The organism is Pseudothermotoga sp. (assembly GCA_025060105.1).
GTDB lineage: Bacteria > Thermotogota > Thermotogae > Thermotogales > DSM-5069 > Pseudothermotoga_A.
Genome location: JANXCS010000014.1, coordinates 1 through 12,209 on the forward strand (window position 1 = coordinate 1; position 12,209 = coordinate 12,209).

17 protein-coding genes are annotated in these 12,209 nt (G+C 44.1%); 5 read left to right on the forward strand and 12 right to left on the reverse strand.

Features of this window, described 5'->3' with window-relative positions; genetic code table 11:
- From NZ875_09500 to NZ875_09510, 3 genes are all read right to left on the reverse strand, one after another.
- The coding region (locus NZ875_09500; GenBank protein MCS7175969.1) for a hypothetical protein at positions 1-207 on the reverse strand (207 nt) is incomplete at its 3' end.
- The gene (locus NZ875_09505) at positions 170-1,300 is read right to left on the reverse strand and encodes a glycosyltransferase (GenBank protein MCS7175970.1); all 1,131 of its coding nucleotides are present in this window, start codon (positions 1,298-1,300) and stop codon (positions 170-172) included. The genes NZ875_09505 and NZ875_09500, both read right to left, overlap by 38 nt.
- Positions 1,301-1,314: 14 nt before the next feature.
- Complete coding sequence (locus tag NZ875_09510) at positions 1,315-1,503, reverse strand: hypothetical protein (GenBank protein MCS7175971.1); 189 nt, start codon at positions 1,501-1,503, stop codon at positions 1,315-1,317.
- A 318-nt stretch (positions 1,504-1,821) separates the two neighbouring features.
- Between NZ875_09510 and NZ875_09515 the strand changes: the two genes are divergently transcribed.
- The 3 genes from NZ875_09515 to NZ875_09525 all read left to right on the forward strand — a co-directional run bounded on the left by NZ875_09515 (position 1,822) and on the right by NZ875_09525 (position 4,862).
- Positions 1,822-2,994: a CDP-glycerol glycerophosphotransferase family protein gene (locus NZ875_09515; GenBank protein ID MCS7175972.1), complete on the forward strand. Its 1,173-nt coding sequence runs from the start codon at positions 1,822-1,824 to the stop codon at positions 2,992-2,994.
- Entirely contained in the window at positions 2,991-3,476 is a 486-nt protein-coding gene (locus NZ875_09520; GenBank protein MCS7175973.1) for an adenylyltransferase/cytidyltransferase family protein, read from the forward strand. Before NZ875_09515 ends, NZ875_09520 begins: the two co-directional genes overlap by 4 nt.
- A 129-nt stretch (positions 3,477-3,605) precedes the next feature.
- Positions 3,606-4,862 (forward strand): MFS transporter, encoded by a 1,257-nt coding sequence (locus NZ875_09525; GenBank protein ID MCS7175974.1) that lies wholly within the window; start codon positions 3,606-3,608, stop codon positions 4,860-4,862.
- A gap of 46 nt (positions 4,863-4,908) precedes the next feature.
- Here the strand turns inward: NZ875_09525 and murJ are convergent, their stop codons facing one another.
- Positions 4,909-6,432, reverse strand: a complete 1,524-nt coding sequence (gene murJ, locus NZ875_09530) for a murein biosynthesis integral membrane protein MurJ (GenBank protein MCS7175975.1) — start codon at positions 6,430-6,432, stop codon at positions 4,909-4,911.
- Between the two features lie 100 nt (positions 6,433-6,532).
- Between murJ and NZ875_09535 the strand changes: the two genes are divergently transcribed.
- Positions 6,533-7,600, forward strand: coding sequence for an FkbM family methyltransferase (locus tag NZ875_09535; protein ID MCS7175976.1), 1,068 nt, complete (start codon positions 6,533-6,535; stop codon positions 7,598-7,600).
- A gap of 25 nt (positions 7,601-7,625) precedes the next feature.
- On the opposite strand, the gene NZ875_09540 is transcribed toward NZ875_09535, so the two are convergent.
- The 7 genes from NZ875_09540 to NZ875_09570 all read right to left on the reverse strand — a co-directional run bounded on the left by NZ875_09540 (position 7,626) and on the right by NZ875_09570 (position 10,822).
- Positions 7,626-7,967 carry a hypothetical protein gene (locus NZ875_09540; protein ID MCS7175977.1) on the reverse strand — a complete coding sequence of 114 codons (342 nt, stop codon included), beginning with the start codon at positions 7,965-7,967 and terminating at the stop codon, positions 7,626-7,628.
- Positions 7,964-8,206 (reverse strand): hypothetical protein, encoded by a 243-nt coding sequence (locus tag NZ875_09545; protein ID MCS7175978.1) that lies wholly within the window; start codon positions 8,204-8,206, stop codon positions 7,964-7,966. Before NZ875_09545 ends, NZ875_09540 begins: the two co-directional genes overlap by 4 nt.
- Before the next feature lie 43 nt (positions 8,207-8,249).
- Positions 8,250-8,459, reverse strand: a complete 210-nt coding sequence (locus tag NZ875_09550; GenBank protein MCS7175979.1) for a DUF2922 domain-containing protein — start codon at positions 8,457-8,459, stop codon at positions 8,250-8,252.
- 13 nt (positions 8,460-8,472) lie between these two features.
- Complete coding sequence (locus NZ875_09555) at positions 8,473-8,667, reverse strand: hypothetical protein (GenBank protein MCS7175980.1); 195 nt, start codon at positions 8,665-8,667, stop codon at positions 8,473-8,475.
- 127 nt (positions 8,668-8,794) lie between these two features.
- Positions 8,795-9,337: a hypothetical protein gene (locus NZ875_09560; GenBank protein ID MCS7175981.1), complete on the reverse strand. Its 543-nt coding sequence runs from the start codon at positions 9,335-9,337 to the stop codon at positions 8,795-8,797.
- Positions 9,330-10,244: a Crp/Fnr family transcriptional regulator gene (locus tag NZ875_09565; GenBank protein ID MCS7175982.1), complete on the reverse strand. Its 915-nt coding sequence runs from the start codon at positions 10,242-10,244 to the stop codon at positions 9,330-9,332. The genes NZ875_09560 and NZ875_09565 overlap by 8 nt, the downstream gene beginning before the upstream one ends.
- A 5-nt stretch (positions 10,245-10,249) precedes the next feature.
- Positions 10,250-10,822, reverse strand: a complete 573-nt coding sequence (locus tag NZ875_09570; GenBank protein MCS7175983.1) for a recombinase RecT — start codon at positions 10,820-10,822, stop codon at positions 10,250-10,252.
- Between the two features lie 165 nt (positions 10,823-10,987).
- On the opposite strand from NZ875_09570, the gene NZ875_09575 reads away from it, so the two are divergent.
- The gene (locus NZ875_09575; GenBank protein MCS7175984.1) at positions 10,988-11,665 is read left to right on the forward strand and encodes an XRE family transcriptional regulator; all 678 of its coding nucleotides are present in this window, start codon (positions 10,988-10,990) and stop codon (positions 11,663-11,665) included.
- A gap of 118 nt (positions 11,666-11,783) precedes the next feature.
- Here the strand turns inward: NZ875_09575 and NZ875_09580 are convergent.
- Positions 11,784-12,209: FkbM family methyltransferase (locus NZ875_09580; protein MCS7175985.1), on the reverse strand; the 426-nt coding region annotated here is incomplete at its 5' end.

Below are 12,209 nucleotides of genomic sequence, written 5' to 3' on the forward strand. Positions count from 1 at the left end.
TAGAAGCGATTGAAAAGTTGTTTTAAAACCAATCAGCAGGAAAGGAACAGATACCAAAAACCATATCTCAGCAGGACTCGGTTCAACAAATACAAATCCAGATAAAAATACGTAAACCACAAGAAAGATCATGTGAATTTTATCGGATGTACTAATTCTTTTTGTCAATTCAACCGGAACAACCTGGTCGCTCATTTTCTTCTTCACCTCTGAATAAGCTTATATGGCTATCGACAAAATCTTTGTATGGAAAGGTTGAATAATAGAACTTGGATTTGGGTTCATTCAACGCATCAAGAACCAACTCGCTAAGCTTTCCATTGTCTTGGGAGATCAGGCTAGTCAATTCTCTCACACAACCTACGTCTGTGCTCACCACAGGAATTCCAAGATTTTGCGCTTCTATCACCACGAGTGGCATACCTTCCGCGTCGGATGTGAGCAAAAGTACATCAAAATCAGCCATCAGTTCAATGGCATCCTTCCTGAATGGAAGAAAATGAATGTACTTTGCTTCTTGAGGATGACGTTTCAACCATTCTTCGACTTTTTTCCCGTATGTGTCTTCAACGACACTACCTCCTATCCACACAAATACTACATCTCTTCTTTCCTTAAGCGTAGCTTTCGCCACTTCAAGAAATCTCAAAGGATTTTTTGGAGGATCTAACCGAGCGACGTTACCAATTATTTTGATATCCCTCGATAAATTGAGCTCTTTTCTGAGCTTTCCTTTTTGAACATTTCCGATCGGCACTATAGCGTTGGGAATAATGACGTACTGACTTTCTTTGCCAATCTTCCAAGCCTTCGCTTTTTCCATATCGCGCTCGCACAGTAAAACTATCTTGTTGCAGAACTTTGCAGCGAATCTTTCAGCAAAAATGAATAGTTTTCTTTTAAATCCTTGATATTGTTCTATAGACCACCAACCGTGCACGGTGTAGATGATGTTTTTCACCTTGCAAAGCTTTGCAGCGATCCTGCCTAAAAATCCTGCCTTCGAAGAATGCAAGTGAACCACGTCGTATTTACCTTGCTTTATCAATCTTTTTATTTGAAGGAACGCTTTGAAATCTCTGATCGGTGATATCTCTCGCACTAGATCATCGATTATGTGCACTTTCACCCCGATTTCCTCAAGCTCTGATATCAACGCACCGTTTTCTTTTCCACAGGCAACTTCAATGTCGAACTGTTCTGGATAATATTTCTTGATACCGTAAGCTATTGAGTAAAGAACTTTTTGCCCACCAGCCCAGTCGGAGCGTGTAATTATTTGCAAAATTTTCAGCTTCACCTTGCCCACCTTCTTCAAACAGCGACCTTTACAGTTTGAAGAATCATTTTCCTAAATGTCGATCGACGAAAAACTTGCTTGGAAGCGTTTGCGACGAGCAAAGCAAACAACATTTTGGCGAGTCGTTCGTTCAAATTTTGATGTTCTTTTTCATAGAAGCTGGGCATGACAGTACAATCGGCGGGGATTAAAAAAACAATCATGGATCTTGCCAAAAATCGGTTCGAAAGCCAAAACGGTTCTGAATTTGACAAAAACAGATGTACCGTTGAACTCAGAAAAGTACACCCCCGATCTTTTCGTTTCGTTCGCATCGAGTATCAGTTTTTTGTGTCTGGTCGATTCTTTGTGAAATTGTTTTGTTCCAATACGATATGGCTTTGATATTCCCCTCATTAAATTATAACACCTTGTGAGGCATGAAGGTGCCGATGCTTCCTTTTTGACTTTTCATCGTGGTTTTTCGACAAAAAAATCAAGCTTTCAAAAAGCTTTCGATATCGTAAAATAATCTCACGAAGGTGAAAATCATTCGATTGGTCGAATCGATCGTCAAATTTCTTCTCAAATCGATCTGCTGGTTCATCTATCCTATGGACAAAAGGCTCATAACTTTCATCGTCACAGCTGAACATTCTGGTTGCAATGTCTCACCGATCCTCGAGCAAGCAGAAAAGTTGAGCTTTTACAAGATAAAAACGTTCAAAAGCGAAATTTCACTTCCAAACACCGTTTGGAAGAAACTTTCTTATGCTTGGAACTATTATAAGCTCCTTGCAAAGAGCAGATTGATCGTAACGACGCACGGTCTTAAAAAGTTGCGTGCTCGAACGATTCATCTAGAACTGTGGCATGGTTTTGCAACCAAGAAAGCTGGTTTGCTGGATAGGAGAGAAAAAAGTTTTGAATGCAAGCCAGATGTGGTTTGCTGTTATTCCAATTTCGATGCCGTGCTCAAAAATGCGCGTTGGGGATTGACGATCGATGAGTACGTGGTGTGCGGTGCTCCGAGGAACGATTATCTCTTCATTGAGAACGGCCATGAAAATCTTGAAAAGTTGTTCAAAATGAGATTGACAGGTGAAAGGAAGATACTGTTCGCTCCGACGTTCAGGGTGGGCTATAGAAACTTTGTGGAGGGAAAGAGAACTTTTGATAACATCTTCGATTTTGAAGATTTCGATGTGGAAAGATTTTGCACCTTTCTCAGGGACAATCGAATTTTTCTGTTTGTAAAACTGCACCCTTTTGAGGAAAGATTCTTCAGAGAGAAGGTCAAAGCGTTCGAGACGGACCGTATCAAGCTCATCGATACTCAACTGCTTCAGAAAGAAAAGATGGATCTGTACAAACTGCTCAACGCGTTCGATCTTTTGATCAGCGATTATTCTTCGTTGTATTTTGATTGGCTTCTTTTGAACAGGCCTGTCATCTTCACACCCACAGACATCGAAGAATATTGGAACGGACGTGGCGGTTGGTTGCTTGAGCCGTACGATTTTTGGGCCGCTGGACCGAAGTGTACAGATCAAGAAAGTCTCGAAAGAGAGATTTTGAAAAGCCTTGAAGATCTAAATTACTACAGAGAAAGAAGAGAAACGATTAGAGACATCGTTCATCGTTACAGAGACGCCCGTTCCACGGAGCGTGTCATCCAACTGATCAAAAAGCTCATGGAGGAGGGAAAACCATGAAGAAAGTTTTAGCCTACGGAAGTTTCGACATGTTCCACATAGGGCATTTGAACTTTTTACAGAGGGCCAAAAGTTTTGGAGACTATCTGATCGTGGGCGTCACCAGTGACGAATTCAACCGAGAGAAAGGTAAAGTCACATTTTTCACCTACGAAGAGCGTGCGAAGGTGGTGGAGAACATAAAATGCGTCGATGAAATTTTCAAAGCCAACGGTTGGGAAGAAAAGTTGAAAGATGTAGAAAGGTACAAACCAGACGTGGTGATCGCCGGTGAGGAATGGAAGCAGAGGTATGAACCTTTGAAGAAATATTGCGAAGTGGTGTTTCTATCCAGATACGAAGGTGTGAGCAGTGCTATGGCCAGAAATTTTCTCTACAAGCTGGATGAACTGATGTATCTGTTGAAAAACTTTTCTGATTCAGAAAAAGAAAGGTTCGTCGATTTGATAGAACACAAGCTGAGGCAGAACTTGGGAAAATGAAGCGAGTTTAACTTGCTCTGCACGGTGAAGGTGTGTTTTTAACAAAATTGGTGAATATAGTAGAATGTTTATCGGTTGGGTGTGTTTTTGTTGAGCCGTTCCAGATGAGGCAGAAAGGTTCTATCGCACATGAAACAGCTCACGGAGAAAGATTATCGGTGGAACTTCATCGTCAATTGTTTGGATAACGCTTTCTTCAGCGTCGGAATGACCCTTGGTTCTGTTTTCACACTCTTTCCAGTTTTCGCCAAGAACCTTGGAGCATCGAACGTCGAGCTGGGGCTCATTTCAGCCATAACGAACCTAGGTTGGGGTATACCTGCCATCTGGGGTGCAAAGTACGCCGAAAGGTCGGCCAAGAAGTTGAACTTGGTCCTCAAAGTGACCATGGCGGAAAGAATCCCGTACCTTTTCGTGGCGCTCATCAGTTTCTATTTGGCCAAATCTTTTCCAAAGCTTTCGCTCTATCTCTCCATGGCGATGATGGCGATCGCCGTGTTTTCGATGGGTTTTCTTGGACCACCTTGGATGAGCATGATAGAGAAAGTGATCGATTCGAGAAAGAGGGGAACTTATTTCGCCACGGGAAGTGGACTCGGTGCGATACTGGGTATAGGTGGTTCGTTGATCGCGAAGAACTTGCTTGCGAGCAATCCTTTCCCAAAAAATTTCGGCTATGTGTTCTTCACAGCCTTCATCTTTTTCATCGTATCTTTCTTCTTCCTATCGCTCACAAGAGAAGTTCCAGATGCCCACACTCACGACGATGAACCTGTGATCAACTATATAAAGAACATAAAACACGTCTTTGAAGATGGAAATTTCAGAAACTTTCTGATGGAAAGAATCATCACCAGTTTCATGTTCGGTTCAAGCGGGTTCATAACGGTGTATCTTTTAAAGAAACTCTCACTTTCAGACGACGTGGCGGCCATCTTCACTGCGATCGTTCTCACATCCCAAGGCCTTTCATCTTTTCTGTTCGGTCCACTCGGCGATAGGAAAGGTCACAAGCTGAACCTGCTGGTGAGCAAGATCTTTTATGTGTCGGCGATCTTAACGGCCCTGCTCTGTAAGCACGTTGGTCAAGCCTACATCGTCTTTGCACTCATAGGTATCGTCAACACGACGAACAATGTGGGTAGCATGACCATAACGCTGGATTTCACCTCTGGAAAGAGAAAAGAACTGTACATGGGCTCGTTGTACTTTTCGATAGCACCGTTCTCTTTCGTAGCACCGCTCATCTGTGGAAAGCTGGCCGACGCTTTCGGTTATGCTCCACCGATGCTCCTGACCAGCTTGATCGGTTTGTTCAACCTCTTCTACGTTGCAAAGTTCATAACAGATCCGAGGGCTTTCAAAAAACAGACCGAAAATCGATGATCATTCGTTGTTCGTTTTATCTAGCTTGTACAAGCAAAATCGAAAATCATCCAAGAAGTCTTTTCAGGGTGCGTGAAAGGATCGTTTCTGCACTCTTCGGTTTGAAGACAAGAACGGCACCTGCGTAGACGAGTGCACCGAGTGTGACTGAAGCTATATAACCTAGATTGCTCCGAGCCAGAGGCTTCAAAGCCATCACAAACAGGCCCATCACCGTGGTTGCGAGCACGATTTTGATCAAATTTTTCAAAAGTGTTCTGCCACCGATACCTCCCATCCTTCGGCGGAGTATTTCGATCAAGACTGTGAACATGAACGCAGAGCTGATGGAAGTGGCCAAAGCCAAACCTCTGTGAGCCATGGTACGGACCAAAACGGCGTTGAGAACTATGTTCAAAACAAGACCCATGATACCAATCCTCACAGGTGTTTTGGTATCTTGAAATGAATAAAAGACTCTTGCCGTCAGATCGAGCGAGGTTCTGAAGAAAAGTCCAAGTGCATAGAAAAAAAGCGCCTGAGCTGTGAGAGAAGTTGCTTGAGCGGTGAAAGCGCCTCTTTCGAACAAGAAACGTACAGTTTCTCTCGCCAAGATCAAAAGACCCGCCGTGCAAGGTAACATGAAGAGCCAGAGAGTTTCAAGGGAGCGAGAGAAAAGATTTCTGAACTCTTCGATCTTTCCATGTGCAAACTGTGAAGCGGTGACGGGATAGATGGCTTGCGATATGGCCAAAACGAACAATCCTATGGGGATTTCCTTTATTCGAACGGCGAAGTTCATGGCGGAGATCGTTCCTTCAGGTAGAAGTGAAGCAAAGATTCTATCGACGATCAAATTGAGATATCCAACACCCGTTCCGATGAAGATGGGAACCATCAACCTCCAAACTTTCTTGAGCATGGGATGTGAGAAAGAAAACCCTATGCCCCATCCAGACCAAGTTTTTCTAGCGATGAGAAAAAGAATCATAACTTGCACGATGATCCCCATCGTGTTTCCAAGCCCAAGACCGATCAGTGGAAAATCTTTCGCCAAGACCATGAACAGGATCAAACATACGTTGTAGGAAAGACCTGCCAGCGCCGGGATGGTGAACAAACGATAGGAATTGAATATGCCAGTCAAAAGGCCGAGCATGCCTAAAAAAACGATCGAAGGTAACATGACGTTGCTCATGGAGAGTGCCAATCTTAAACGTTCCTCTGCAAAGCCAGGTGCGATCGCTTTTATGAAAAACGGTGCCACGGCATAGCTTATAGAAAGCATCGTAAAAAGATACACCAGTGAAACACCAAATACAGACCTTGCTCCTTCCCAAGCGGTTTCTTCACCTTCTTTTTCTTTTTTCTCTATGAATACAGGAATAAAAACGGTCGTTAAGGCTCCACCGATCAATCCTGCGATCGTCGTGGGAAGCACGTTCGCCACCAAGAAGCTATCAACGATCGCTTTGGCACCGAAAAAATAAGCAATGAGAATTTCCCGCAAAAAACCAAGAATGCGGCTCGAAAAGTTGACGACTAATATGATGAAACTCGCCTTTGCGATGCTTTCTGCCTGTTTGTTCACAAAACAGATTATAAATCAAACGCTTAAAAAGAAAAGCTCTCGTATGCTATATTTTTAATGTCCAAAGTGTTGTGTGCGCAAGCGAAGGAGAGGAAAACTTATGAATGTGATGGACAAACTTGCTTGGCGAGCAAGGTACGTACTTTCCGGCTTGAAACACTATCCTCGTTCATTTCTAGACAAAGACTTTTGGAGCGTGGTGTTTTCAACTTTCGAAAGATACAAACGTTTATCGTTTTCACTTCAATTTCTTTTAAAACCGTTGGTCGATAAACTGTTGAAGCATTTTTTCTCTTTAGCTGGTTTTTTTGAACTTCCCATCGATTATTATGGTCAGCGATTCACATTGAAAATATTTTCTAACAGCGAAGATACACATTTTGAAGTGACAGGTTTGCTCATTGATTTTGTTTTTCCATATTTTGAATCTGATTCGAAAAAGCTCATTCAAGCTGAGCTGGATGAAATTTTGGCTCATTCTTTTCCAGGTATGGCTTGGGAATTTCCAGGTTCTGAATTTTTCAACTCACAAACGCAAAGTTCGAATCGAAAAGGTTTTGTGAATGTTTCGCGTGAATTTTTTGGCTTGTACTTTTATCCTAAAATAAAAAGACAATTTTGGTTGAACGAAGGAAGATACGACAATGAGCAAAGTAAGATCAATCGTGGCGATGTTGTTTTCGATCTGGGAGCACACGTGGGTATATTCACATGTTTGGCAGGCTTGATCGTTGGAGATGAAGGGAAAGTCTATGCCTTTGAGCCGTTGAAAGAGTATGCTGAAATATTGAAGAAAAATGTTGAATTGAACAGATTGAACAATGTAACGATCGTTCAGAAAGCCGTTGGAGATCAAGAAAGATCGGCGAGCATGAAAGGAATTTCTGTTACGGAAGAAGAAGGCGAAATACCACTCATCACGCTAGATCGTTTCGTTCAAGAAAACAGCATCGATAGAATAGATTTTTTAAAAATGGATGTGGAAGGCTATGAAAGGAAAGTTCTTCTTGGAGGTATGAATTCTTTAAAGAAGTTCAAACCAAAGATGGGAATTTGTATATACCATTTACCAGACGATCCAGCTGTGATCAGAGAGCTGGTTTTGAAGATAAATCCAAATTATCGTGTTGAATACAACGAAACTGGCAAAAAATTCATCGTTTATTGAAGCAAAACCCCCTCGAGCGAGGGGGTTAAAAACCATCTATGCACTTTTCCAACCATTCCTCTTCCAAAGACAAGACTTTGATTTTGCTGTTTCTATCTTTGACGAACGTGAAGGGATATCCATTGTGCTTCGGAGCGTTCTCTCCACCGAAGAGCATGTTCAACAACTTTTTTCGAACATACCAAAGCACATAGTTTCTTTTCTCCATTTCACCTTCCCTGTGATTCTCCAAAGCTAAGAGCAAAAGATAATAACCTGTTTGGACCAAATCTTCCTTTGAAAGTATGAACCTTCTGTATCTATTCCACAGCCAACCACAGAGCCTTTCGACCTCTTCTGAGTAATCTTTCCAACCTTCGTACCTCACGCCGCCTTCTTCCATAGCGTGTCGTTCAACAGTTTCACGACGTTGTCTATCATCACATCCAAAACGTACTCGAGCACGGCTTCAGGTATTGGAAGCTTTACGTTGAAATCTTTCAAAAAGCTGTACACCAGTTGCTTCACTTCTTGCTTTTTCTTTGCTCCGTCCTTTGGCCTTTCCACGATGCACACGCCCAGCACGATGAGTCTTCCGATGATGTTGAACAACTCTAGAACGTTCATACAAGCACCTCCTCGAAAATGGCCCCCCGAAGGGGGCCAACGATCAAAGCAGGTTGAAAAATTCGTTCGTGTTGGTCTGTACGATCGCAGCCCTGTCCTTCACGTACCCTGTTGGCACCGCACCCAAGCTGATCAACATGTCCATGGCTTGAGAAAGCTGTTGTGAAGTCAAATTCGTTTTCGGATTTGGCACGACGATCCTTCGTCTCTTGCCGTCCGCTTGGTTCACAAAGTCAAGAAAGAGTCTTTTCATTCGCTACACCTCCTCAGATCACCTGTGCGACGCTGATCAGATAAGCTTCCTGAACCGAATAGTCGCTCAGTGTACCGATCAGCTCGGCGATCTGCTGTGCTTGAACTGGTCCGACGGAGTCTTCGACGCTGTAGGTGGAACGTCTCAGAACGGGCCTGCCAGATTCATCCACTTCGTGCGTGTTGAAAACGATCCTGATCTGTTTCATCCCAGCACCTCCTCACACGTTTTGGAAGGAGCGCTCCCCGAAGTTATAGATACGAACGTGCGGTTGAACGGAGTGAAACGATATAGATACAATTGTATACAAACAGGTCAACGTCCAGAAGTGTCCTTCATCCTGGTAGAGCCTGCCTCGGTTCGTCTGAGCCTGAATTGAGCTTTCTAGCCAGCTTCGAGATGATCTTTTCCAGTTCTTCGTTGTTCATCAGCTCCAGTTGTCTTTGTCTGTTTTTGAAAGAATCGTATATGCGCATGAATTGCGCCCTGATTATGCTTTTGTTCTCCTCGGTCATATCGCACAGAGACTGCCAACCTATCGCGTTCTTCGCCGCTTCCAACTTCCAATCTTGGTACTTTGGCTCTCTGTAAGAGCCAAACTTTCTTACATCGTTGATGACGATCAACCAAGCTTCCTCACTGCTCAATTCGTCTTCCCTGCCGTACTCGAGCGCCTTTTCCCGTATATCTGCGATCGTCGGGGCAAATTTTTGAGTTTTGATGATCGCTTCGACTGCGTATTTGAACTGTTCGTTTGAAAGATCTGAAAGCATCCTGTACCACTGTTCGCTGAGCACTTCATCGCTCGCAATCTTTTCGAGCCTCTCATACACACTCGCCAGCGTCGCCATACCGAGTGCGAACATCCTCTTATCCATCCTCGCCAACCCCTTCGGCCCAGATGTCTTTCAAGCTCGATTTCTGCAAGAACTTTTTCAGGCCAGTCAGGTTCTCTTCGGCCCAGTTTTTCGGTTTGTTTTTCCTTTTGACTCTGTGTCCGAACACACCTTTGAGCAGAAGTTGGGCTAAGTATGGAAAACCGCTCTGAACGAGTTTGTGAAGTTGAGACACCGACGTGGAAGCGATGGCCTGTTTGATCTGCGCAGGATAACACACCTTCAAAACGTTTCGAAGCTCGTCCAGCCAACCTTCCTCCCACGGTCCCACCATCAATTCCCAAGTGCTGATGATCTGTTTTTCATACTCGTTCAGTTTCAACCTCCACTCTGGTACTATCTCAGCCGAAGGCTGTGATACACCGTTAGGTGTATCAAAAGTGTGAGTATTTTCTTGATTCTTTTCTTTTTCTTCTTTCTCTTCTTTCTTTTGGTCCTTTTCTTTCTTCTCTTTCTTAAAAGCATTCATAAGTTCAGCGGAAGCATCTGCGTTTGAAATTGTAGTATTCATGCTTGTTGTTGCTTCATCGCTTTGCTTTTCAGTTCCATCCGTGGTTCTATCCTCGGTTCCATTCGTGGTTCTATCCGTGGTTCTATTCTCGGTTCCATTTTGGAACCACGGGTGAGTGAACCAAAAAACACCGCGTCCATTGTCTTTGTGGTAAGTTATGAGGCCCCTGGATTTTAAATCGGAGATCGCCCTTGCGAGCGTACCTTTACCGAATCCAAGGACCCCCTGCAGGTAACCCCACGAGAGCTTGAACGGCCCTTTCCACGAACGTTTTTCTGCTTCGTATAGAAGTCTGAAGTACAGCACCATCGCGCAGTGGTTGAAAGGTGCCCGTTCGTGCTCCAACCAGAAGTTCCCCGCCAGCTGAAAAAAGTTCATCGTGTTCACCCACCTTGCGGTCTGTCAAGAACATCTCGCTCGATTTGGTCTGGAATTTCTGACTGTTCAACAACGATCTCTTCCTTGGCGATCAAGCCAGATATGTTGAACTGCCTCCTCAGAGCCGCCACTTCAGCCACCTTCTGGATCATGGCAGATGGATACTGTCGCCAAGTGGGAGTATTTTGGAAATACTCATAAAAGTCCACGAACACGATCACTGGAGGTCTTTTTTTGTGCCTCACCATGGCCCAAGCACCGAGGATCGCACCGCGTTTTGCACCGAATTTGTGCTTCACCTCGGATTTGGAAGCGTCGATCTCGAATTCATCGCCTTCCTTCACCACCGCAGAGATGATCCCATCGAAGTTCTCATCCTGCATGGCGATCTTGAGATAACCGTCCCTGGTGGTGATGAAGTTGATCTTGTCGTTCTGCTTGGTCATGACGATCTCTCTGGTGAACGGATCGAGCTTGTACTTCTCGCAGACCATCACGAACAGCTTCAGTTCCTCTTCGGTGACGTTCTGTGGAACAACGGCCTTCAAAATGCCAAGTTCGTACTCCGACACGACCACACTCCTCCCTTCAAAGCGAATAGGAAATTCACTTGCCAAAGACCTCGACCTGAACCGACCAAGAAAACCTAAGACGACAAAAGTTTACCATGATGATTGTTGATTTGTCAAGAGATAATTTAAAATAATCATGACGAATAATCAGTTGAAGGGAAGGTGCAGTTTGTGAGAGAATACCTTTCGGAGGGATTGGTCATGGACTATGTGAGCATAGGGGAAAGGATCAGACTGGCGCGTAACCGCTTGGGCTTGACCCAAGCCGATCTGGCGAAGAAGGTGGGGGTGGATCCCTCCACGATCGCCTACTACGAATCTGGTAGAAGGCAGATAAGCTTGGAGATGTTGCAGAAGATAGCCAACGCTTTGGGTGTGGAGCTGGATTATTTCCTGAAAGAGCATGAAGTCACCGCTGTGGAACTACCACCCGTGCGCAAGTTCATACCCCTGTACGATGTGAACGTAAGGGCTGGAAATGGAGGCTTTCCAGACTCTTTAGAGCCTCTGAGGCTTTTACCAGTTGAAACTGTGGATGCAGACTGTGCCTTCGTGGTGCATGGACGAAGCATGGAACCAGAGATAAACGATGGAGACATCGTGTTGGTGAGACGAGTCTATCCACAAGATGTGCTGGACGGAGAGATCGTCGTGAGCATGTATGAAAATCAATTTCTGGTGAAACGCTTATACAGAGACGATGGAAAGATCGTCTTGATCGCAGACAACGATGAATACACACCGATAGTCGTCAATCCAAACGAGCAGTTCGAAATCATCGGAAAAGTCGTCGAAGTCAGGCGCGTACCGAAAAGAAAAAGGCCAAGAAAACAGAACAACTACTCGTGATTGCAAAACTAGCGACGTTCAAAGATCTTCTTTTATCTCAAATTCAAAGCCGACAAAACCTGCATCTCTCTGTACTGTTACCGCGTGGGCCGTTCTCAACCCACGCGGTTTTGAACCGTTAAAGCTTCGTCCAAGCGAAAAGTACTTCATTGTTGAGAGTGAACCTATAGCCTAGCTGAAAACTTTCTATGATGTTTCTGAGTACTTCAAAATCGTCTGGAAGGTGATAATAACACAGCGCGAGTTTTGGTCGAAAAGTTTTGATCAGCTTGGAAGCACCCTTCAACAATTTTCTTTCATAACCTTCGATGTCTGCTTTGATGAACGAAACTTTTGAAATCAAACCTTGCTCGTAAAGATGATCCAACGTTTCGATCTTGAGCTTCAACGTTTCAGTTTGGTGTGGAAGGATTTTTCTGTTTGAATCTTGAAACGTCGAAGAACCTGCGTTCAGTCTGTCTAGAACGATCGGTTCTTCTTTGACTTCATCACCAAGGCCGAACGGAAGAACTATCGCTCGCTTTTCTTCTATGTAAGGTTTCAA

Bases quoted from the DNA above. Each gene is read 5' to 3' on its own strand.
- NZ875_09510 (MCS7175971.1), bottom strand. From the start codon at position 1,503: ATGATTGTTTTTTTAATCCCCGCCGATTGTACTGTCATGCCCAGCTTC.
- NZ875_09520 (MCS7175973.1), top strand. From the start codon at position 2,991: ATGAAGAAAGTTTTAGCCTACGGAAGTTTCGACATGTTCCACATAGGG.
- NZ875_09525 (MCS7175974.1), top strand. From the start codon at position 3,606: ATGAAACAGCTCACGGAGAAAGATTATCGGTGGAACTTCATCGTCAAT.
- NZ875_09535 (MCS7175976.1), top strand. From the start codon at position 6,533: ATGAATGTGATGGACAAACTTGCTTGGCGAGCAAGGTACGTACTTTCC.
- NZ875_09545 (MCS7175978.1), bottom strand. From the start codon at position 8,206: ATGAACGTTCTAGAGTTGTTCAACATCATCGGAAGACTCATCGTGCTG.
- NZ875_09550 (MCS7175979.1), bottom strand. From the start codon at position 8,459: ATGAAAAGACTCTTTCTTGACTTTGTGAACCAAGCGGACGGCAAGAGA.
- NZ875_09555 (MCS7175980.1), bottom strand. From the start codon at position 8,667: ATGAAACAGATCAGGATCGTTTTCAACACGCACGAAGTGGATGAATCT.
- NZ875_09560 (MCS7175981.1), bottom strand. From the start codon at position 9,337: ATGGATAAGAGGATGTTCGCACTCGGTATGGCGACGCTGGCGAGTGTG.
- NZ875_09565 (MCS7175982.1), bottom strand. From the start codon at position 10,244: ATGAACTTTTTTCAGCTGGCGGGGAACTTCTGGTTGGAGCACGAACGG.